At 62.7% G+C, this 22975-nt stretch carries 12 protein-coding genes and 3 pseudogenes; 6 read left to right on the top strand and 9 right to left on the bottom strand.

Annotated elements, in window-relative coordinates; genetic code table 11:
• Window positions 1-3 precede the first annotated feature (3 nt).
• Entirely contained in the window at window positions 4-519 is a 516-nt protein-coding gene (locus GN234_RS21615) for a single-stranded DNA-binding protein (RefSeq protein WP_024778338.1), read from the top strand.
• Between the two features lie 127 nt (window positions 520-646).
• On the opposite strand, the gene GN234_RS21620 is transcribed toward GN234_RS21615, so the two are convergent.
• The 3 genes from GN234_RS21620 to GN234_RS21630 form a co-directional block, all read right to left on the bottom strand.
• On the bottom strand, window positions 647-1273 hold the full coding sequence (locus GN234_RS21620; RefSeq protein WP_176689036.1) for a hypothetical protein: 627 nt from the start codon (window positions 1271-1273) through the stop codon (window positions 647-649).
• A gap of 128 nt (window positions 1274-1401) precedes the next feature.
• Window positions 1402-2256: a hypothetical protein gene (locus tag GN234_RS21625; RefSeq protein WP_109756413.1), complete on the bottom strand. Its 855-nt coding sequence runs from the start codon at window positions 2254-2256 to the stop codon at window positions 1402-1404.
• Window positions 2257-2442: 186 nt separating this feature from the next.
• A complete protein-coding gene (locus tag GN234_RS21630) occupies window positions 2443-4368 on the bottom strand; it encodes an MAC/perforin domain-containing protein (RefSeq protein ID WP_176689037.1) in 1926 nt (641 codons plus the stop codon).
• Window positions 4369-4578: 210 nt separating this feature from the next.
• Between GN234_RS21630 and GN234_RS21635 the strand changes: the two genes are divergently transcribed.
• Window positions 4579-7878, top strand: coding sequence for an AAA family ATPase (locus GN234_RS21635; protein ID WP_176689038.1), 3300 nt, complete (start codon window positions 4579-4581; stop codon window positions 7876-7878).
• 90 nt (window positions 7879-7968) lie between these two features.
• On the opposite strand, the gene GN234_RS21640 is transcribed toward GN234_RS21635, so the two are convergent.
• On the bottom strand, window positions 7969-8523 hold the full coding sequence (locus GN234_RS21640; protein ID WP_109756416.1) for a cysteine hydrolase family protein: 555 nt from the start codon (window positions 8521-8523) through the stop codon (window positions 7969-7971).
• A 98-nt stretch (window positions 8524-8621) separates the two neighbouring features.
• On the opposite strand from GN234_RS21640, the gene GN234_RS21645 reads away from it, so the two are divergent.
• The 3 genes from GN234_RS21645 to GN234_RS21655 all read left to right on the top strand — a co-directional run bounded on the left by GN234_RS21645 (window position 8622) and on the right by GN234_RS21655 (window position 11805).
• Window positions 8622-9620 carry a GlxA family transcriptional regulator gene (locus tag GN234_RS21645; protein WP_176689039.1) on the top strand — a complete coding sequence of 333 codons (999 nt, stop codon included), beginning with the start codon at window positions 8622-8624 and terminating at the stop codon, window positions 9618-9620.
• A gap of 333 nt (window positions 9621-9953) precedes the next feature.
• Entirely contained in the window at window positions 9954-11057 is a 1104-nt protein-coding gene (locus GN234_RS21650; protein ID WP_176689040.1) for a DUF3182 family protein, read from the top strand.
• Window positions 11047-11805, top strand: a complete 759-nt coding sequence (locus GN234_RS21655; RefSeq protein ID WP_109756419.1) for an alpha/beta hydrolase family protein — start codon at window positions 11047-11049, stop codon at window positions 11803-11805. The genes GN234_RS21650 and GN234_RS21655 overlap by 11 nt, the downstream gene beginning before the upstream one ends.
• A 138-nt stretch (window positions 11806-11943) precedes the next feature.
• Here GN234_RS21655 and GN234_RS21660 read toward each other — a convergent pair whose 3' ends face one another.
• The 4 genes and pseudogenes from GN234_RS21660 to GN234_RS21675 form a co-directional block, all read right to left on the bottom strand.
• Window positions 11944-12945, bottom strand: coding sequence for a lysylphosphatidylglycerol synthase domain-containing protein (locus GN234_RS21660; RefSeq protein ID WP_176689041.1), 1002 nt, complete (start codon window positions 12943-12945; stop codon window positions 11944-11946).
• Window positions 12932-14230: a cardiolipin synthase ClsB gene (gene clsB, locus GN234_RS21665; protein WP_109756421.1), complete on the bottom strand. Its 1299-nt coding sequence runs from the start codon at window positions 14228-14230 to the stop codon at window positions 12932-12934. The genes GN234_RS21660 and clsB overlap by 14 nt, the downstream gene beginning before the upstream one ends.
• Entirely contained in the window at window positions 14227-15039 is an 813-nt protein-coding gene (locus tag GN234_RS21670; protein ID WP_109756422.1) for an endonuclease/exonuclease/phosphatase family protein, read from the bottom strand. The genes clsB and GN234_RS21670 overlap by 4 nt, the downstream gene beginning before the upstream one ends.
• A pseudogene (locus tag GN234_RS21675) lies at window positions 15036-15963 on the bottom strand (DUF72 domain-containing protein). Before GN234_RS21675 ends, GN234_RS21670 begins: the two are co-directional and overlap by 4 nt.
• 275 nt (window positions 15964-16238) lie before the next feature.
• On the opposite strand from GN234_RS21675, the pseudogene GN234_RS21680 reads away from it, so the two are divergent.
• A pseudogene (locus GN234_RS21680) lies at window positions 16239-18330 on the top strand (mechanosensitive ion channel family protein).
• Window positions 18331-18473: 143 nt separating this feature from the next.
• On the opposite strand, the pseudogene GN234_RS21685 reads toward GN234_RS21680, so the two are convergent.
• Window positions 18474-22776, bottom strand: a pseudogene (locus GN234_RS21685) (Lhr family helicase).
• Between the last annotated feature and the right edge of the window lie 199 nt (window positions 22777-22975).

A 22975-nucleotide genomic window follows, 5' to 3' on the forward strand; every position in this document is an offset into this window, starting at 1 on the left:
GTTATGGCCCGTGGGGTTAACAAAGTCATATTGGTCGGTACTTGCGGCCAGGATCCTGAAGTTCGCTACCTGCCCAACGGCAACGCCGTGACCAACCTGAGTCTGGCGACCAGCGAACAGTGGACCGACAAGCAGACCGGCCAGAAGGTCGAGAAGACCGAGTGGCACCGCGTGTCGATGTTCGGCAAGGTGGCCGAGATCGCCGGCGAATACCTGCGCAAGGGTTCGCAGGTGTACATCGAAGGCAAGCTGCAGACCCGCGAGTGGGAAAAAGACGGCATCAAGCGCTACACCACCGAAATCGTGGTCGACATGCAAGGCACCATGCAACTGCTGGGTGGCCGTCCACAGGGCGACCAGCAACAAGGTGGCAACAACTACCAGCAGTCGGCTCCGCGTCAGCAGGCGCCTCGTCCGCAGTCCGCTCCACAGCCACAACGCGAACGCCCGGCCCCACAACAGGCCGCGCCGCAACCGGCTCCGGATTTCGACAGCTTTGATGACGATATTCCGTTCTGATTCCTACTTGGGAATTGCCCAGGTAGTTTCCTGAAAAGCCCCAAGCGTTCTGCGCTTGGGGCTTTTTATTGGGCATTTGGCACAGGCAGGTATGTTCGTGGTTTGAGAAATGGGCAACTTCGGCCGCTCACAAATCCAAGACCACGACTTCATGCATCCTCTCGCCAACTGATTGCCTCAACCACGCGGCATGGAACGCCATGTCCTGCACCGGTACATGCACCCAAAATCGACGTTCGATCGGCTTGCCATTGTCCCCGGCGAAGCACACCTCAAAGTGACAGCCATTGGCGAAAGCATTCGCCATGTAGGGCCTGATGGAGTGGATGGCGCTGTATGGCACACATACTTCGCTGGCTTCTCGGGCCGGGCGCCGTTGGGTGAAGGTGAGGCATTGCTGGTCTTCGTCAAAACAGAAGCCGAGCACTTCAGGCCCGGCGGCGAGCCAGCGAATGACGCCCATGGCCACCAATGCGCTGACGAACATGAGCGTCAAGACCAGAGGGTCTTCAAGCACTTTTGTATGAATGCTCGGCAGGCCTCGTCCGTCGTAGAACAGGTTGATCGATAACACCGCCAACCCGTAGAGCGGCAAGGCAAGCAATAACGCCACGGTGTACAACATGGTACCCAGGTATCCCGTCCTGGGGATTTCGCTTGGGTAATCCCAGGTGGGGGGATGCGGTGGTGCCGATGCGACGGTGTCGGTCGGGCCCGGGGAGCAGACCAGGCGCGACGGGGGAGTGCGTTTCATGCGGCTGGCTCTTGGGGGGACGCTACCTGGCCATTCTTATCGTTATTGCTCAAATATGCCTAGTAAAAATCACCATGGCCCCAGGGCGCGTAAGCCCCGGGGGCTGTTTTGTCCCATGCCCACGCCTTTCAAGGACGATAATTGGCTGGCAACTCATGCCGCGTCGGCGTCTTCTCTTCGTGATAGTGCGGTTTGCCCTGGGGGGAGTTCATCAAGGTTGAATTGGCCAGGATCGTCTCCGTCAGCAAACAGTCCTCACCGTCCCCGAACCAGCAGGCCAATGCCGAGTTTCGATTGCCATGCATGTCCACGACGGCCGGCCAGTTTTCGACGCCAAGGGCGTCACTGGGAGCAATGTCAGGGTAATGCTTGGGCGGCAGGACCAGCGCATCGCCGGGCTTGACCCATAGGTCGGCCAAATGAATCTCCCTCGACGCGGGCCGCCAGCGGGCGACGCTGATCACCAGCGGCAAGCGCCCGTAGCGGGAAAAAAACGCGTGGGGAAAGTTGTGGTATTCAAGGTCGGTCGGGTTGTAGGTCAGCAGTTCGCGCTGGCGCGCCGGGCCCAGGTAGGGCGATTGGTGGCCGGCCCATTTGCCGTAGGTGTATTGGCCCAGGATCAGTTGGTCGTACTCGAAGTGCAGGCATTCGCCGTTGCCGAGCAGGGTCATGCCGAAGGCTTGCGCCGTTTCCCGGGTTGCCCAGATCGGTTCGTAGTGCACTTCGCTGGCGTGGAAATCGAACGTCTTGATCCAGTAGGAACCGGTGCTCGTGGGAACCTCACGGTCCCTCCAACTGATGCCGGAGTAGCGAGTGCCCAGGGACAGGGCCGGGTTCTCGGGGTTGAGCGGGATCAGGTTGCCACGCACCTGGGCACTCGGCTGTGCCAACCCATGATCGTTGAACAGATAGGGGAAGCGACGGGGATCGAGCGCTGTTTCCACGCCGTCGCCGATAAAGGGGACACAGTTGAAGACTTGCATCGGATAGGGACCACGCACGCAAGAGGGCTAGAGGAAGGGCGTTCTGTCGCCCAATACCAGTCAATCAAATCATGAATCTGTGGGAGCGAGCTTGCTCGCGATGGCGGCGGCACATTCAACATTGAAGCACGCTGAACCACCGCTATCGCGAGCAAGCTCGCTCCTACAGGGGGTAACTATCGGCTATCAACTATACGGACGATGCGGCTCGCGTAACCAATCCATGCCGTGAGGCTGGCGCCAAGGCCGGACGGCGGCGCGCTTTTCAACCTGGGTCAGGCACAAAGCGTCCATCCAGTAGTAGACCATCAACAGGTGAAACACCTCATCGCCGCGCCGGTCCCAAATGACATCGTCCTGTTGGCGACCCGGCTCGATGGGCTTGAGCCGGCAGTCGCCCTGGTCGTGCATGCCCTGCAAACAGGCCCCCGTCTCGTAATTGATCAACAGGACCGGGTGGTTGATTTCCGGATAAGGTTTTTCCAGCTCGGGCATGTACCAGAATTGCCCGGGGTTGTGCCTGTCGGGCGTTTGCATGGCAATACGGGTTTTGTTTTGCGAATCGACCGCCAGTGCCGGTTTGTCGCCGGTATTGTTACGCACGATGTACAAGGCGGTGCGAGGGTCTTCCTCGGTCTTATCCATTTTGACCAGCTTGACCTTGCCGAACGAGTCGTGGGCAAGACGCGCCTTGATCTTCACCGTCGGGTTGAGATCCTTGCCCGCCTGGCCAAAACCGGCAATGAGTCCATCGACACCGGGCGCCTCGACGTCATTGCCCGCCAGTACATAGGTCAGGCCGGACAACGGGTTGGGTTGCATGTGCTTGGTCAGCGTTTCCCAGCGCTTGAGTGAAACCTCACTGGCGCCATTGGACAGCAGGGCTTCACGCATGGCGTACCCCGGGTAGTAGCGTGAGTCGCGCGGCCAGCGCTCGGTGGCCAGGAGCAATTTATGCCCGCTTTTTTGTCTCAGCAGCAGGGCCAGTGCATCCCAGAACTGGTCAAACTCCGTGGCAGACGCAGTCGCTGCAGGTGGGTAGTGAAAGCTATCGCTGGTTTCCTTGCTTTTGTTGTCGACGAACACCATTCGCAATGCCGGGCCGGTTGCCGTGCCCTTGGGGGTGGTTTGCCGTCCGGAGCGGCCGAGGACAACCACCGACTCTTGCCAAGTCCCTTCAATTTCCGCTTTGTAGCTGGTGTACCACTGGTAGGCTTGCTCCAGGGCTGAACGGGTCTCGCCTTCCTTGACGAAGCGATAGACCGGCGCGATTTTCAACTCCACCACCGTCGGATCGTCGGGCAGCGATTCACGCCATTTGCCGAACTCCGCGTTGCAATTGCTGGGGTCCACTGCGTTGAAAGCGATAGCGTGCGTGCCTCCCTGGGTGGTCAGGTTGGCGTTGCGATGGGCGATGTTTTTCTTGACCGTTTCCGAGATCGACGTCGTCGCGCTACCACTGACGAATGCGCCGTATTCGGCCTTGACCATCGCATCGAGGGTGTTGGCCTGGCTGAGGAAGTGCTTGAGGGCAGTCATCGCATAGTTCAGCGAGCCGCCGACGGTCACTTCGCTGATGATATCGACGCCAAAATCGACGAGAAAATTGAAGAACGGCGTCGGGTTGCCTGGATCGAAGGTCTTGGGCAGGTCATCGACACGCTTCTTGAACGCTTCAGTGGCATTGGCGGGGTTGACTTCGAAGGTCAGTTTCCATAACCGCACCGTGTGGCTGTAGAGCGCGGCTTCGCGTTCTTCGAGCGTCTTGATGTCGCTGCCGAAGGTGGCTTTGAAGCCGGCGGAAAAGGCGCCATATTTGCCGGAGGCCTCGACACTGGTCCGGGTATGCTTTTCGTATTCGTCGCGGGAGGAAAACGTCTCGGTCGAGAAATTGTCGTTGGCCACGACCGTGGACATGGTGACGTTTTTCCCCACGTTGTAGGCCGTTTTCCGGTACGGCACGGCGCGTTTGCCTGACTCGGTATCACCAACCTTCTGGCACTCCTTGCTGTCGTCGGCCCAGTCGAGCCGGTTCAGTCCACGCCCCAGCAGTTGCGAACCGCCGATATCCCGCAATTCGTCGCCTGCGTTGCCCTTCAGTCCATCGTTCATCGCCTTTCTCTCATCGTTCAGGTTTGTGTCAACTGGGTGCCAATTGATGGGAGCGAGTATCTGGAGGCGCGGGATAACCGGACAGTCCAGAGCGGTGTCAGTCCGGTATCAGTTTGGTATCAGGCCAAATGCCATCTTTTCGTGAATCCGGAGGAGACGCTGGAGTACACTCGATCGGCTGCCGTTGTCCCAGGGTAGAGGGCTATCGACATGGACACCCGACACAACACCTTTGCTGCCCTGCCCAAGCGCGATGCCTCGATATCCGATGGTCGTGTCCTGCTGGACGGCGTGTCGTTGAAAGGCCTGCGCAAACAGCATGGCCTGAGCCAGGAAACCCTGGCCGAGGCGTGCCTGAACCGGCATTTGTGCGTCTCGATCGCTTCCATCAAACGCGCCGAAACCGGCAAGCCAGTGCTTTACCGCACCGCTCGGCACCTGGCGACGGCCTTCGGGGTCGATGTGAGCGCGCTGCTGGGCGATCCCGCCTCGGCGGCTTTGGCGCACATCCAACAGACGATGAGCGAGTTGCACCAGGCCGCCTTTGCGCAACAGGCGCTGAAACAGGTCGATGACAGCGTTATCCGCTATGTGCTTGAACTGTCCTTTCGGATCGATGGGCTGCCCGCAGCGGCGTTGACGGAGGAAATCGAGCGTCTGGTGCGTCAGTTCGGAGGCGTTCCACTGGGGATTACGCAGGAGGTGATGATCGCCCAGTTCGGCTCTCCACAAGCGTATCGCAGTGATAGCGAGCGGGGCCTGCTCTGCGCGTTGGCGCTGAGCCGGGAACACTTCGTCACGCCCGGTCATGCCTTGTTGCTGCGGCTTGTGCGCCTGAGTGCCGAAACCACGGAGCCTGCGGCCGTGCCGGCCTTGCTCGCGCAAAAGCCGCTGCTGGATCGTCATGGGCACGCGCCGGTGTATGTTGCGCAGAACCTGCTGGAACAACTCGCAGCACGGTTTGAATTTTCGTCCAGTGACGATGAGTTTCGGGCCTATCGTAAATGCCTGCGCCCGCGCAGCCTCGACGAAAACGCGCCACGCCCCTTGGTGGGACGGGCCATCGAATTATTGCAGTTCAAGGCGGTGATCGAGGCCACCCAGGAATGCCAGGATGGGCACATCGTCTATGTGCGCGGCATGGCGGGCATTGGCAAGACTCGCCTGGTCAGCGAGTTTTTCGAAATGGCCCGGCAGCGTGGTTTCGCCTGCCATCGCGGCGATGTGCTGGATTTCGGCATGGACAACAGCCTGTGGCCTTTGGGCCAACTGGTGGCCAGCCTGCTCAACCTGGGGAGCGCGCCGCCCATCAGCGCGTCACTGTTGGACGCTGCCTTGTCGCGCCTGAAAGTGGCCGCCGAACATCGAATGTTCTTGCAAGTGCTGACGGGCGTGTCGTCTGTCGAGCCTCCGATCCTGTATGGCGCGATGAGCAACCAGGCCCGTACCCAGGGGCTGTTCCAGGCTTTGCTCGAAGTGTTGCTGCGCGTCGCGGTGCAACAGCCCTTGTTGATCTGCCTCGAAGACTTGCACTGGGGCGATACCGCGCTGTTTACGCTGTTGGGCAAGCTGCTCGATGCTACTGACGAAGCACCGGTCGTCTGGCTGCTGACGTCCCGCCCTGAAGGTGATCCGCTGGACGGTGAGATTCGTGCGCATTCCTCCAGCCCCATGAGCCTGCTCGACATCGCGCCGATCCGGGCGCGGGAGGCCACGCTCCTGGCGGAGCAATTTACCGAGGTCGAGCCGTGCTACCGGGCCGAATGTGTCGCCCGCGCCCAAGGCAATCCGCTGTACCTGACGCAACTGTTATCCAGCCAGCAAGGTGTTTTTCCCGACAGTCTGCGGCATCTCGTCCAGACCCGCTTTGACAAACTGGCCCCCGAGCAACGTCGCGCCCTGCATTACGCCGCCGTGCTGGGCAATCGCTTCGAGCTGACGCTGTGGCGCGAAGCGCTGGGGCAGCCTGGTTATCTGCCAACGACGGACATGCGCCAGGGCTTGCTGCGGGAAGTCGAGCCAGGCAGCTATCTGTTCGTTCACGACCTGGTCATGCACTGTCTCTACGACGCGATGCCCACGCTGCTTCGCGAGCAATTGCACGGTGAGGTGGCGAGCCTCTACCGCGAGCGTGATCGGGTGCTTTATGCCCAGCATTTGCTGCGAGCCAACGATCCGGCGGCGTTCGACGCGCTGTTGCTCGCCATGGCCGAAAAGCGCTTGGCCTGCCAGTACGACAGCGTTCTTGCCCTGGCCCGGCAAGGCTCGGCGTATGCCGAGCGTGCCCAGGGCAATTTTTCCTTTGCGTTGTTATGCGGCCAGGCGTGCTCGGGCCTGGGCCAGACCGTGGAGGCACGGGCGCATTTGCAGCGGGCATTGGCATTGGCCGAGCAACCACAGGATCAGATCGAGGCCGCGCTGGGGTTGGCAGCTGTCCTCAATACCCTCGATTGCCTGGACGAGGAGGAGCGCCTGATCGAGGCCATGCTGCCCATCGCCCAAGCCATGCAGGCCCATACAGCGCTGGCGCGGCTGAATCACTTGCGCGGGAACATCTATTTTCCACGGGGCGATTACGCCGAATGTCGCCGGCTCCATGAAGAGGCCTTGTCCTTTGCCCGCATCGGCCGGGACCTGCAAACCGAGGCCAAGGCCTTGAGTGGCATTGGCGACTCCTATTACGCACAAGGGCGCATGCAGACCGCCTACGAGGTTTTCGATCAATGCGTACGCCTGTGCGAGCGCAATGGCTGGGCACACGTGGAGGCGGGCAATCGCAGCGCCCGTGGCTCGGCGCAGCTCTACCTGGGCCAGCCGGAGCAAGCCTTGCGCGATGCCATGGAGGCCATCGAATGCAGCACCCGCCTGGGCAATCATCGGGCACAGGTGTTCTCGCGACTCACTTCGGCCTGGGTGCTGGTGGCGGGCGGCCAGGATGCCTTGGCGGAACAAGAGCTGACCTGCGCTTTGGCGCTGGCGCGCAACCTTGGTGCCAGCCGTTTCGAAGCGATCCTGCTGGAAGGGTTGGCGCGGGTGGCGTTGCGCCAGGGCGAACGCGGGCTGGCGCAGACTTTGATCATGGAGGCGGCGAGCCTGGTGGAACGCTTCGAGCTGCAGCGTTACATCGGGCCCTGGGTCTACGGCAGCCTGGCGATGATCAGCGAGGATGTGCAGCTCAGCCAACAGGCCTTGGCGACGGGCGAAGCCCAACTCACCCTGGCCTGCCTGGCCCATAATGCCTTGCGCTTTCGGGTGGCCGCTGCTGAAACCTGCCTGTTGGCGGGCAATACCGAACAAGCGATCTGGCATGGGCAACAGATGGCGGCGTTGCCCGAGTCGGCGTCGTGCGCCTGGATCAACCATCACGTGCGGTTGATCGATGTGGCGGGGCAGTGGCTGCGCAGCGCCGATCGAGCCAGCGGCGAGAAGTTGAAAGGGGTGGCGCGCGAAGCGCAGCAGATGGGATTCGTGGCGACGATGCCGAGGTTGTTGCAGGTACTGGATGTTTGATCGTTTCCCTGCACACCGTAGAGACTCGAGACAAAAACCGCACTTCGTCGAAGCGCGGTTTTTTTGCGATTTCTTAGAGGGGCCGTGTGTTTAGCCATTGGCCGCCAGGAATTGCTCGGTGCTCACCACACTCGCGTAGGCAAACCCCAGCGCGGCCATGAACGCCGCATGCACCTGGGCCGCAGGCACGACGACGCCGTTGAACTCCAGGTCGAGGGTGGCGCAGGCATCATGGATCACGGTGACGCCGTAGCCCAGGTCCGCCGCCGCCCGAACCACGCCATCGACGCACATGTGGCTCATGCTGCCGACCACCACCAGTTGCTCGATGCCCTGATGATCGAGGATGGCTTGCAGTTCGGTTTCGCGAAACGAATTGACGAAATGTTTGAGCACCACCGGCTCGTCGGCGCGGTTGAGCACCTTGGGGTGCAACTGTGCACCTTCGGAGCCAGGGGTGAAGAATGGCGCGTCGTCGGAGGTGAATTCGTGGCGGATGTGCACCACGCTGTCGCCGGTCTGGCGAAAGGCTTCAATCAGGCGGGCGGCGTTATCGGCGGCGGCTTGGGCACCGACCAACGGCCATTTGCCCTGGGGGAAGTAGTCGTTCTGGATATCGACTACGATGAGCGCTTGCTTGGACATGGGGGCTTCCTCGATCAGATTGGGTGTGAAGCCAGTATTGGCTTTTGTCGCCGCTTCGAGGATTGGCCGCAACGACAATAAGCGAGGGAAAACTGACAATGACGCAGCAAAGGGCAGTTGCCGAACTTGGGGTGCTCATCTACCCCGGCGCCCAACTGGCGGCGGTGCATGGCTTGACCGATCTGTTCGGTGTGGCCCAGCGGATCGCGGCCGAGCACGCCAGCGTGCAGTTGCCGCGGCTGCGGGTCAGTCATTGGCAGGCCGGCAGCGACGAGGCGCCGCGGCGGGTCTTCGACAGCGAAACCGGCCCGGCGGGTCCGTTGGTGGCGTTGCTGATTCCGCCCTCCATCGCTGGTTTCGACGACGACCTGGCATCGCCAACGCTGATGGATTGGCTGCGGGCGCAGCATGCGGGCGGCACCGTGCTGGGCGGGGTGTGCGTCGGCTCGATCCTGCTGGCCGAAAGCGGCCTGCTCGATGGGCGCAGCGCCACCACCCATTGGACCTCGGCCAAGTCCTTCGCCGCCCGTTACCCGAAGATCAAGCTCAACGCCGACAAACCCATCGTCGACGACGGCGACCTGATCACCACCGCCGGGCTGATGGCCTGGTCGGAACTGGGGCTACGCCTGGTGGACCGCCTGCTCGGGCCCAGCATCGCCACGCGTACGGCGCAGTTCCTGGTGATCGAGCACAGCGACAGTGCGAGCCAGTGCGGCAGCAACTTTGCGCCTATCCTCGGCCATGGCGACGGGGCGATTCTCAAGGTCCAGCATTGGCTGCAAAGCAGCGGCGCGGTAGAGGTTTCCCTCGGGGCGATGGCCGAACGGGCCGGGCTGGAGGAACGTACCTTCCTGCGCAGGTTCCGCGCCGCCACCGGGCTCAAGCCCACCGAATACTGCCAGCACCTTCGAGTCGGCAAGGCCCGGGAAATGCTCGAGTTCACCAATGGCACCATCGACCACATTGCCTGGACCGTCGGTTACCAGGACCCGAGTGCCTTTCGCACGACATTCAAGAAAATCACCGGGTTGGCGCCGAGTGATTATCGGGCGAGGTTTGGGGTGACCCCGCTGGGTTCTCCCAAACAGCAGTGACTCCTTTGTGGCGAGGGGATTTATCCCCGCTATGTGGGAGCAAGGCTTGCCCGCGAACAGGCGCCTCAATTTCTGAAAGACCGCAGCGCCTGCATCGCGGGCAAGCCTTGCTCCCACATAAATTCCCTTGCCACAGGGGGTGACGTCTGCTGCTGGGCATCGTGCAATTTGCGGGATGCCGACCGTATGTCGTGCAGAATGAAACGGGCCAGGTGCTATCAACTGCGCACGATACGCCCGCTTGGCTGACCCGCCGCTGTCCATGCCCCCGTTGGCCTGATCTCTGCACCCTCCCTTATCTACAGCCATCGAGCGCAGGAAAAAGGGCAACGCATGACACCAGTCAATCGCAACAAACAAGTCGTGGCCTATTCGGTCAATCCACAAGCGCCGCGCCATGAGGTCGAGACCAATCGTGCACTGGCCCAGTGGCTGGCACAGATCCTGGGGTGGGAGTATGGCGACAGTCATGACCCCGATGGCGGTCATGATCCATACCTATTGCCCACGCAAACCCTGATCGGGCCCGAGGCCTTGATGCGCCTGGCGGTCAAGGGGCCGGAGGATGTGTGGGGTGGATATGTCGAGCACGATTTTATCTGCACCAAGGCGATTACCCATGGTCTGTTGAATAAGGACGCCGTGGCACCCAAAGGCTGGTCGCCTCTGTTTGCCAAGCTCACCCGAGGCGCGGTGCTCGATGGCGTGACGGTTTTTTCGCTCAAGGATGCGCGCCCGGCCGCTGAGCACTTGCTGTACACCGGGCCCATCCGCCTCAAGCCTATCCATGCTTGTGCCGGACGTGGCCAACGGCTGATCAAGAGCCTGGCCCAGTTCGATGAAATAGCCGCCGCGCCGGACGCCCAGGCGCTGTTTCGCGAAGGGGTGGTGCTGGAACAGCACCTCAACGAGGTCAAGACCCAGAGCGTCGGCCAGAGCTTCATCAACGGCAAGGTCCTGAGCTATTGCGGCGTGCAGCACCTGACCCACGACAGCGAAGGGTTGGAGGTGTACGGCGGGTCGGATTTGCTAGTGGTGCAGGGCGGCTATATCGAGTTGCTCAGGCTCGAACTGCCCGACGATGTGCGCGAGGCGGTGCGCCTGGCGCAAGTGTTCGATGACGCCGCCAACCAGGCCTATCCGAGTTTTTTTGCGTCGCGGCGCAATTACGACATCGCCCAGGGCCTGGATGCTGCCGGCCAGCCTCGTGGCGGTGTGTTGGAGCAGTCGTGGCGCATGGGCGGCGCCAGCAGCGCCGAACTGGCGGCGTTGCAGGTGTTCGTCGAAACGCCTGAAACCAGCGCGGTGCGAGTGTCCTCGGTGGAAACCTATCTCGACCAAGCGCTGCCGACCGGCGCCAGGGAGGTCTATCGCGGCGCGGCACACAACAGCGACTTCCTTCTCAAATATGTAACGGTTCAATCCTATGACGGCTAGAAGTGAAACCATTCAGATCGAGATCGACGATGAACGCATGAACGGGACGTTCCTGAGCCCCAAGTCGAAAGTCCCTGGCGTGTTATTCGTGCACGGTTGGGGTGGCAGCCAGGAGCGGGACCTGGAACGGGCCAAAGGCATCGCCGGCCTCGGTTGCGTGTGCCTGACCTTCGACCTGCGCGGGCACACCGGCGGGGCGGGGATCCCATTGTCACGGGTCACCCGCGAGGACAACCTGCGGGATCTGCTGGCGGCATACGACCGCTTGCTCGCCCACCCAGCCTTGGATACCTCGGCGATTGCCGTGGTGGGCACCAGTTATGGCGGTTACCTGGCCTCGATCCTGACCTCGCTGCGCCCGGTGCGCTGGCTGGCCCTGCGGGTGCCGGCGCTGTACCGCGACGAGCAATGGCACACGCCCAAGCGCGACCTGGACAAGAGCGACCTGCTCGATTACCGCAGCACCCTGGTACACGCCAGCACCAATCGTGCCTTGCAGGCGTGTTCGCAGTTCACCGGCGATGTGTTGCTGGTGGAATCGGAGACCGACGACCATGTGCCCCATGCCACGATCATGAGCTACCGGGCGGCGTGCCAGCAGACCCATTCGCTGACCCACCGCATCATCGACGGCGCCGACCATGCGCTGAGCGACCCTGTGTCACAACAGGCCTACACCTCGATCCTGGTGGGCTGGATCACGGAAATGGTGGTGGGAGAGCGGTTGAGCATTATCCAGGAACGGTAGATGTGTGGCGTTCAGGCGGGCGTCATCGCGAGCAGGCTCGCTCCCACGTTGGATCAGCGGTGAGCACAAAATTGATGATCACCACCTATCCCTTGTGGGAGCGAGCCTGCTCGCGATGGGGCCCGACTAGGCACCCAATCATTTAAGCCCCGGCTTGACCCGCAACGCCTTGGCCTTCGCCTCGATCACCAGGTACATCACGACTGTGATCAACAACGGCAAGATGAAGTAGATCGCCCGGTAAGCGATCAGCCCCGCCAGCAGACTACCCCGCGACACCTCGTGCTGCAGCAGCGCGATGAACACTGCCTCCAGTACCCCAAGCCCCGCCGGAATATGGGTGATGACCCCGGCAATGCTGCTGATCAGCAATACGCCGAGCACCATTGGATAATCCAGTTTGCTGGGCAGCAAAGTGAAAATCACCGCCGCCATCAACGACCAGTTCAGCGCGCCCAACGCCAGTTGCAGCACCGCCATGCGCAGGGACGGCAGATTGATTTCCATGCCGCGAACGGTCCAGGCCCGACGCTTGGAAAACCGACAGGCCGCCAGGTAACCGGCACTCGCCAGCAATAACAGCACGCCGACGCCTTGCAGCGCATCGCTGCTGAGTTTCCAGCCCGGCGGCATTGTCACCAGGCCGCTGCTGAACACCGCCCCGGCCAGGGTCATATAGCCGAACCAGTTGGTGGCCAGGCTCAGGCCAAGGATCTTGGCGATGTTGCCGGTGCTGACCCCCAGCCGCGAATACAGCCGATAGCGCATGGCGATGCCGCCGACCCAGGCACTGAGGTTGAGGTTGAACGCGTAACTGATCACCCCCACTGGCAAGATCTGCCGCCAACCCAGTTTCTGGCGGATGTAAGTGCGACCGATCAGGTCGAAGCAGGCATAAGTGATGAAGCTGGTGATGGTCAGCGCGGCGGCAATGATCAAGGTGCGTACCTTGAAGTCGGCCAGGGTGGCGAATACTTCGGACCAATCGATACGTCGGGCCAGGGTGGTGAACAGCACGATCAACAGCAGGAAAAACGCCAGGGTCAGCGGTCTTTTCCAGCGGTTCCAGCGGGATTTGGGCTTGGCCTGCTCCGGCGCATGGGCATCTCTCGGCGCAGCATGCGCTTCAGAGTGGTTCATGGGGTTCGCTCCGGACCGCTGTCGGCGGCGAAAAAGGTTTCAGACGCGGTTTATGGGCCGGCAGCCAGCCGGCCCAGGCCGGGAAGTGGCGCAAAAAGTGGAACACCATGAAACCGATGGTCATGCGCCACAACAGGCCCCGGGGCGCGTGGTTTTCCGGCATGACGGTGCAATGGTTGCGGCTCAGGTAATCGAGGCGCTCGAACAGCTCGCGGTTGAACGCCCGGTCGCGGATCAGCACATTGGCTTCCAGGTTCAGGGACAGGCTCAGCGGGTCGAGGTTGCTCGACCCCACCGTGCTCCAGTCCTCATCCACCAGGGCGACCTTGCCGTGCAGCGGTCGCTCGCAATATTCGTAGATCACCACGCCGGCCTTGAGCAGGTAGCTGTAGAGCATGCGCGCGGCGAGCTTGGCGATCATCATGTCCGGCTGGCCCTGCAGGATCAGCCGCACCTGCACGCCACGCCGCGCCGCGTTGCGGATCTCGCGCAGCAACCGGTAGCCGGGGAAGAAATAGGCATTGGCGATCACCACCCGCCGCTGGGCACTGCGCAGCACTTGCAGGTAGACCTCTTCGATATCGGTCTGGTGTTCGTGATTGTCCCGATAGACCAGGCGCACCTGGCCGTCATGGTCGCTGAACGCCAGCTCGTTGCGGCGGCTGCGGCGGCGTTGCCACCAGTATTTGGCCCGGGCGGGCCGGCCGCTCTGCAACAGCGCGAAGTGATGGATGTCCACCACCGCCGGGCCTTTGACCTCCACGGAATAGTCCTGCTTGGCCTCGGGACCGAAATCGCCCAGGTGGTCGGCGGAAAAATTGATCCCGCCGATAAACGCAATCACCCCGTCCACCACCACGATCTTGCGGTGCAGGCGACGGAACCAGTTGGTGCGGATCCCCAAGTAGCGGGGCGCCGGGTCGAACATCTGCAAGCGCACCCCGGCATCGCTCAACGAGGCGAGGAATTCGGTGGTCAGCTCACCGCAGCCGAAGCCATCGAGGCTGACGGTGATGCGCACGCCACGCTGGGCGGCCTCCACCAGCAGGTCCCGCAGTTCGCAGCCGACCTTGTCCTCGAACAGAATGAAGGTCTCCAGAAGGATTTCTGTCTCGGCCCGGCGAATGGCTTCGAAAACCCTGGGGAAATATTCCTCGCCGTTTTCCAGCAGCTTGACGCGATTGTTGCCGTGCCAGCCGTATTCGATATCGGCCAGTGCCGGGTTGCGCTCGGTGGGCGGAACTTCAATTTGCTCCACCGTCGCCTTGTTCACCGTCGCGCTCATAATTCGATCTCCACCGACAGCGGTGCATGGTCGGAGAGGTGCGACCAGGGTCGTACGCTCAACACCTTGGGATGATGGGCCTTGAGGTTACGCACGTAGATGCGGTCCAGGCGCAGGATGGGCAGGCGGGCCGGAAAGCTGCGGGCTGGCTTGCCCAACCGCTCGGCGAACACTTCGCGCAGGCCGCAGGGCTTGAGCAGCTCGCTGGCCTTGCCGCGCCAGTCGTTGAAGTCCCCGGCGACGATCACGGGAGCCTCGGGCGGCAGCTCGCTCAAGCGCTGGCAAAGCAGTTGCAATTGCTCGACCCGATGCCCTTCGCGCAGCCCCAGGTGGACGCAAATGGCGTGGACTTGCGGGCCGTCGGCGCCCGGCAGGCGCAGCACGCTGTGGAGCATGCCGCGGCTTTCGTGGCCGCTGATGGACACGTCGATATTGTCGTGGCGGATGATCTGGAATTTCGACAACAGCGCATTGCCGTGGTCGCCCGCCGGATAGACCGCGTTGCGCCCATAGGCGAACTGCGGCCAGAGACTGTCGGCGAGGAACTCGTACTGCGGCATGCTCGGCCAGTTGCTGTAGCGCTGGGGGTGATGTTCGTGGGTGCCATGCACTTCCTGCAAAAACACCACGTCGGCGGACACGCTGCGCACCGCCTCGCGCAGTTCCGGCAGGATGAAGCGGCGATTCAGGGCGGTGAAGCCCTTGTGGGTATTGACCGTCAGGACGGTAAAACGGCTGACCCGGTCAAGGTCCTGGCCCAAGTGCTGGATCGGGTCGCGGCTCGCTTCGGTGGATTCCGGAATGCTCATGGCAATACTCCCTCGGCCGGGCGCACGCCGGGCGCGGTAGCGAGGTCTTTGTCCAGGTCGAAGTGCTCCAGCAAGTGCCGTGCGTCGTAGGGCGCGCGGACTTTGATGTCGTTGTCGAAATAGCAGAACACTTCCCGGTGCTTGCGTGCCCGGGGTTTCTTGTTTGGGTCGATCAAGTGGGCGTCGGCAGGTTGTTTGCCATGACTCCAGGCCGCGATCCGCTCGCCCCAGCGTTTCAACGCTGCGTCGGTGTAGCCACTGGCGTACAGTTCCTCGGCACCGTGCAGGCGCAGGTAGACGAAATCGCTGGTGACGTCTTCGCGATAGGGCCACTTGCCGGCGGTGTCGGCGATCACCAGGGCCACGTCGTAGCGCTTGAGCAACGTGACGAAGTGCCGGTCGATGAAGCTCTCGTGGCGGATTTCCACGGCGTGGCGCAGCGGGCGCTTTTTGTCCGTCGTGGTGCTGGCGTGGCCGTCCAGGCGTGGTTCGTGCTCGCGGGCCAGGGCGGCGGCGCTTTCGGTGTCGTGGGGCAGTTGCTTGAGGAAGTCTTCGAACAGCTCGGGGTCGAATTTGAAGCTGGGGGGAAACTGCCAGAGAATCGCGCCGAGTTTTTCCTTGAGCTCCAACACGCCGGAGGCGAAGAAATTGGCCAACGGCTTGTGGATATCTCGCAGGCGCTTGATGTGGGTAATGAACCGCGGGGCCTTGACGCTGAACACGAAGCCGGGCGGCGTTTCGGCGTACCACTGGGCATACCGTTCGGGACGTTGCAGGGCGTAGAACGATCCATTGATTTCGATGCTGTTGACCGCGCGCGAGGCGAATTGCAATTCCCGTTTCTGGGTCAGCCCCTTTGGGGTAGAAGTCCCCCCGCCAAGGCGTGTAGCGCCAGCCGGAAATACCAATGTGGATCGCCGTCATGTATCCCTCCCGTGCCAATGACCTCGTGCAGCCTGTGTCTTTTGATGACCGCCGCGCGCGCTGGAAAGTTTCGATGGAGTGCCCGGCGGCAGTGAACTTGTGGCGAGGGAGCTTGCTCCCGCTGGGGCGCGCAGCGGCCCTGTGTTTTGGGGCTGCTGCGCAGCCCAGCGGGAGCAAGCTCCCTCGCCACAGGTGTTGTATTGACCCTTCGAGCGAACTTGCCGGCCGGTTATTGATCAGTTCCTTACCGATCCCGTGTGAAGGAGCCTCGCGTTTTGTCTCGATTGAGCACTGTATTGCTGCTGTTCTTGCTGGCGATGAGCGGCACCAGCGCCTACGGGACCGCCGCTGTCCCCGGCACCTCCAAGCCCGACGAACCGCCCGCCGAGCCCGCGCCGCTGGTACAGGGCGGTTTGCTGGGGGGCGATCAGTTCGAGCATCGATGACGTCCAGGACAAGCTCGACCTCAACCAGAGCCTGGTGGACGCCTGGCGTTTGCGGGCGGATCGGGCGGCGGATGAGATGGACCGGCTGGTAGACCAGACGTCCCGTTCCTCCTGGCGCGTGGCGGGGGATTTCCTGTTGTTGTCGGGCGTCTGGATCGGCGCTTTTGCGTTGATCTGGTCGGGGGCGCGGCTGTTGTTGCGACACCTGGGGCGGCGCCGCTGGCTGCGTACCCGCCAGCGCCTGCGTGACTTGCTCGGTTATCTGCTGCCATACACCGCTGCGGCGGTGATCTGCCTGCCGCTGACCCTGTACGTCAGCCACTTCCTGCAGGTTTCGGTTGGCCGGGCCCTGGCGCTGTGCTTCGCCTACGCCACCAGCAGCGGCATTTTCTCCACGTCGGTATTTCTTTGCGTAATCGTGATGTTCAATGCCGGGCACAAACGTCGGGCGGTGGCGATGATCCGCCGTTTCTGTCCCCGGCCGTTGTTCATGATCGGCTTTCTCGCCGCCCTCAGCGATGCCCTGACCAGCCCGCAGATCGCCCGGCAACTGGGTGGCAACATCACCAGCAGCATCGCGGTATTCACGGGTTTGTTCGCCTCGGTGATCTTTGGCTGGCTGGTGATTCGCATGCGCAGGCCCGTGGCGCACCTGATCCGCAACCGCCCGCTGGCCCAGCGCTTGAAGCAGCCAGCCTTGCAGGAGTCGCTGCGGATTTTCTCCGGGCTCTGGTATTGGCCGATCCTGTTGATGGTACTGGTGTCGGCGGTGAGCCTGATCGGTGTTGGCGAGGACAACCAGAAAGCCCTGCGTTGTGCCTTGTTCACCACCATCCTGCTGATCGCGACGGTGTTTCTCAGCACCGTGTTCCAACATGTCTTCAAATCGCCCAAGGCCGAAGCCATCCAGCGCAACAGCGCCTACAAGGGGCGTCTGCTGAGCCTGCTGCATGCCTTGCTGAGGATCGTCATGGCGGTGGCGTTCATCGAGATTCTCGGGCGGATCTGGGGTATTTCCCTGTTCGAGTTCGCCTCACGCAATGCCGTGGGTCGGGCGATCAGCGATTCCTTGAGCCGCATCGGGCTGATCTTCCTGATGACCTGGCTCACCTGGGTGGTGCTCGACACGGCGATCCAGGAAGCCTTGAAACCGCCGCTGAACAAGCGCGGGGCCCGCCAGCCCAGCACCCGGGTCAAGACCATCCTGCCGCTGTTGCGCAACGCGGCAAAAATCATCCTGGTAGTGATTTGCGCAATCACCACCATGGCCAACCTGGGCATCAACGTCGCGCCGTTGCTGGCCGGTGCCGGAGTGGTGGGGCTGGCGATCGGTTTCGGTTCGCAGCAACTGGTGCAGGACGTGATCACCGGGCTGTTCATCATCATCGAAGACACGCTGTCCATCGGCGACTGGGTGGTGCTCAGCTCCGGTCACGCCGGCACGGTCGAAGGCCTGACCATCCGCACTTTGCGCCTGCGCGACGGCAAGGGCTTCGTGCATTCGGTGCCGTTCGGCCAGATCAAGGCCGTGACCAACCAATCGCGGCAATTTGCCTTTGCGTTTTTCTCCGTGCAATTCACTTACGACACCGATGTCGACCAGGCCATCGAGCTGATCCGCGAAGCCGGGCGCGCGATCTCCGAAGACCCGTTCCTCAAGTTCAACCTGCAAGGGCCGCTGGATGTGTTCGGCGTGGACAAGATGGACCTCAATGGCGTGGTGCTCACGGCGCAGTTCCGCACCGTGTCCGGTGGGCAATATGCGGTGAGCCGGGCGTTCAACCAACACCTGAAGAAGCTTGTGGATAACCACCCGGCGGTGCATTTCGCGCAGACTTATCCACAGCAGGTGGTGATGCCGAAGCGGTTTGTCGAGGAGTTGCAAGAAGAGCGAGATGAGGTGCCCAATCAACCTCAGTAGTTGGGAAGGTTTTGTGGCGGGCTGCTGGCCTCATCGCGAGCAGGCTCGCTCCCACAATGGATCTTTAGTGGATTCGGAATTTGCGTTCACCACAAATCGACTGTGGGAGCGAGCCTGCTCGCGATGAGGCCAGTGCAACCACCTCAACCTTTCTGAATGAGCTTGTTCCTCAGCTCAGCCATCCCCTGCCCATCCAACTCCACCCAAAGATGCTGCTTGCCAGCAATCTGCGCCGCCACCGGCAAGCCATCGCGATACACCAACCGATTACTCGCCAGTGCCGGCACTTTCGCCCCCGGCAACAGGGTGCCGGCCAGGTTCAGCGGGTCGACGCCACACACCACCACCAGGCTGCCATCGGCGGGACGGCGGCGGGTTTCGCGCAGCAGCGGGATGGCCTCGGGCAGGGCGAATTGTTCGCCCGCCAGGCCACTGACGAACCTGCCGCCACGAATCTCGCCCCGCGCCTCCAGGCGATGAAAGGTGCGCAGCAGCTCACGCCAGCTCGGCAACCAATCGGCCTCCCGCTCCAGCAGGCGCCAGAACACCACGCCATAACGGCGCAGCAAGGTCATGGCGATGTGTTCCAGGGTCTCTGGCGCTATAGGGGTTGCCTGGGGTTGCGGCGAACTGCGACGCAACAGGGCCCAGCGCCCGGCGTCGTCCATGCCACCGACAAACGCGCCGCGCCCGCGCCGGCTGCTACGGGCCTGGCGTTTGCTGGCCGGGGTGATCAGCGCGCGCAAGCCGGCAAAGCTGTCGGCATTCACCAGCCCGGCGCCCACCAGTTCCTGCAAGGCGATTTCCAGTTCGCTGCGCAGCAGGTGGGCTTCGTGGGCCAGTTCATCAAAAAACAGCGCGCCGTGTTCGCTGAGGGCCTGATGGACTTTTTGGGTCTTGGGCGAAAGCTCATCGAGGGCTGTTTGCCCGGCCAGGCTGCTCCACAACGCCACCTGATTGCGCGGCAGCAATACCACCGGCGTACTGCGCAGGGCGCTGGCGGAAGGTTTCTGGCGCGCGCTCAGGCGCATCCATACCCATTTGCCACTGCGGCAAAGTTCATCGAGCCAACCGGGCGAATAGTCCTTGATTCGCGCTGGCAGCAGGTCACTGTCCCAGGCTGACGCGGCGCCAGGGTAGCCTTCGAATTGACTCAGGATCGATGGCAGCACGGCATTTCCGCGGCCTTGGGTCGACGGCGACAAATGCTGCCAGTCGAACAGAAAACGCATGAAATCCTGCAACATCACCGGTTCGATTTCCCGGCGCAGACGTTTGACCGTATAGCGATGGATGCGCGCCAGCAAATGCCGCTCGCACCACTCCTCCTGCCCGGTGCCCGGCGTGAACCGGCCGCGCAGCACGTAGCCTTGCTGTTCCAGTTGTGCCAGGGCCTGGGTGACCTGCGGGGTGGACAACCCCAGTGGGTAGGCGATGGCCTTCAACGGCAGCGGACCAAAGGCACTGAGCCGGGCGCGAAGCATTTCCACCACGGCTGCGTCGCTGTCCCAGGCTTCATCGAAACCGGCCAGGGGCGTCAGTGGCGGTTGCCATTGGACCTGTGGATAAACCGCTTGCAGACACGTCAGCCGTTCCAGCGCCACCCACAGCCCGCGTTCGGCGCTGATCTGCACGTGGCTGGCGCGACCGCGTTCGGCCAGGGTCTGCAACCAGGCCAGCCACGGCGGCTGGGCGCTGGCTTCGCTGTCGGCGATACAGGCCAGGCTCATCAGCGCTTCGTGCATTTCATCGAGATTGGCCGGCGTCGGCCAGGCTTCTTCGCGGACTGACTGGATGGCCTCGGCGTCCAGGGCGCCAAGGTCGTCGGTGGACTGTGGATCGCTCCAGCGCCGGTTGATCACCGCCTGGGTTCGCCGTTCTTCCAACGGCGCGTCGTCGAGGAAGGTGTAGGGCCGGGCACTGAGGATTTCTGCCGCCAGGGGCGAGGGCGCCGGCAGGTCGCGACTGACCAGGCGAATCTCGCCCGCTTCCATGCGCCGCAACAGCGTCAGCCAGCCTTCGCTGTCCATGGCTTCGTGCAGGCAATCGTCGAGGGTCTGCTCCACCAGCGGGTGGTCGGGGATCTCGCGCTCGCCGGCCAGGTTCTCCAGGCAGGCGATCTGGTCCGGGAACACGCTGGCGATCAGGTCTTCGCTTTTCATCCGCTGGATCTGCGGGGCGACTTTGCGCCCGCCGCTGTAGCGCGGCAAGGCCAGGGCCACGCCGGCATTCCAGCGCCAGCGCACGCCGAACAACGGCGCATCCAGCACCGCCTGGACCAGGATCTGCTCGGCGCTGTGGCTGTTGAGGTAGCGCCAGACTTCGTCCAGCTCGAAGCTGTGGCTGGTGGACAGCGAGAGCACGATGGCGTCTTCACTGGCGGCAGCCTGCAATTCGAAATTGAAGGTGCGGCAGAAGCGCTTGCGCAAGGCCAGGCCCCAGGCGCGGTTGATACGGCTGCCGAACGGTGTGTGGATGATCAGTTGCGTGCCGCCGGACTCGTCGAAAAACCGCTCCATCAGCAACGTGTCCTGGGACGGCAGGGCGCCGAAGGCCCGGCGCGCCGGGGCCAGGTAATCCACCAGTTGCTCGGCGCTGGCCAGGTTCAGTTGCAAGGTGCCGGTGAGCCAGTCGAGGGCTGGTTGCAGATCGCCTGGCGTGGCGCCGAGCAGTTGATCGAGCTGGGCTTGCAGGCGGGCCACGGCCTGGGACAGTTCGGCGCTGCGCCCCGGGGCTTCGCCGAGCCAGAACGGGATGGTCGGCGGTTGGCCCTGGGCGTCCTCGACCCGCACGCGACCGGTCTCGACGCGAATGATGCGGTACGACGTATTGCCCAACTGGAACACATCGCCAGCGATGCTTTCCACGGCGAAATCTTCGTTGACGCTGCCGATGTTCAGCCCTTGGGGTTCGAGCAGTACGCTGTAGTCGGCGTTGTCCGGGATGGTGCCGCCGCTGGTCACTGCGGTGAGCTTGCTGCCCCGGCGCCCGCGCAAGGTGCGGCTGACGGCATCGCGGTGCAGGTAGGCGCTGCGCACGCCCTGGCGACCGTTAAGGCCTTCGGCGAGCATGTGCAGCAACGCCTGGTAGTGGTCGTCGTCCAGTTCGGCGTAGGGCGAGGCGCGGCGGAAGGTCTCCAGCAACGCCTGTTCCGGCCATTCCTGGCAACTGACTTCGGCGACGATCTGCTGGGCCAGTACATCCAGGGGCGCCTTGGGGATATGTAAAATGTCCAGCTCGCCACGGCGCACGCAATCGAGCAGGGCGGCGCATTCGATCAAGTCGTCACGGCTGGTGGCGAACAACCGTCCCTTGGGCGTGCCGCCCACCTGGTGTCCGGAGCGACCGACCCGTTGCAGGAACGCCGAGATCGAACGGGGCGAAGCGATCTGGCACACCAGGTCGACATCGCCAATATCGATGCCTAGCTCCAGGGACGCGGTGGCGATCAGCACCTGCAATTGGCCGCGCTTGAGGCGCTGTTCGGCGTCGAGGCGAAACTCCTTGGCCAGGCTACCGTGATGGGCGGCTACGGCGTCTTTGCCCAGGCGCTCGCTCAGGTGCCGGCTCAGGCGTTCGGCCAGGCGCCGGGTGTTGACGAACACCAGGGTGGTGCGATGTTCCCGGGCCAGCTCGGCGAGACGGTTGTAGACCAGCTCCCAGACGTCATTGGCCATCACCGCCGAGAGCGGTACGGGCGGCACCTCGATATCCAGGTCCCGGGGGCGGGCGTGGCCGATGTCGACGATTTCACATGTGCGTCCTTCGCCGACGAGAAAACGTGACACCGCTTCGATGGGCTTTTGCGTGGCGGACAGGCCGATGCGCACCAGCGGTTCGGCGCACAGGGCTTGCAGGCGCTCCAGGCTCAAGGCCAAGTGACTGCCGCGCTTGCTGGCGGCGATGGCATGGATTTCGTCGACAATCACCGTGCGCGTGCTGGCGAGCATTTGCCGGCCGGAGTCGGAGCCGAGCAGCACGTAGAGCGATTCGGGCGTGGTCACCAGAATGTGCGGCGCGGTCTTGCGCATTGCCGAGCGGTCTTTTTGCGGCGTGTCGCCGGTGCGCACGGCGGTGCTGATAGGCAAGGGCGGCAAGCCCATTTTCTGCAACTGCTCGGTGATGCCGGCCAGTGGGGTTTGCAGGTTGATCTGGATATCGTTGCTCAAGGCCTTGAGCGGCGAGACATAGACCACCAGGGTCTGGTCCGGCAGGCCACCTTGTTCCAGGCCGCGATGCACCAGCTCGTCGAGCACCGCGAGAAACGCCGTCAGGGGTCTTGCCCGAACCGGTGGGCGCCGCCACCAGGGTCGAACGCCGCTGGCCGATCAACGGCCATGCCTGGGCCTGGGCGGCCGTGACCGCCGGGAAAGTCTGGCTGAACCAGGCGCGCACGGCGGGGTGAAAGCCTGCCATGGCGTGGTCGGCTGGAAGAGGCAGATTCATGGGGCAGTTATGCGGGTGGGAGGGGGAAGATGCAAGTACCGTCCGGGACCTGTGCATAACTTTGAAGTTGATACTGTCCCTGTGGCGAGGGGATTTATCCCCGCTGGACTGCGCAGCAGTCCCTGTAATTGCCACCTGGGTGGGTCAGATTCACCTCATTTGCTTGGTTGGGGCTGCTACGCAGCCCAGCGGGGATAAA

Source organism: Pseudomonas bijieensis, assembly GCF_013347965.1.
In the GTDB taxonomy this organism is placed as follows: domain Bacteria; phylum Pseudomonadota; class Gammaproteobacteria; order Pseudomonadales; family Pseudomonadaceae; genus Aquipseudomonas; species Aquipseudomonas bijieensis.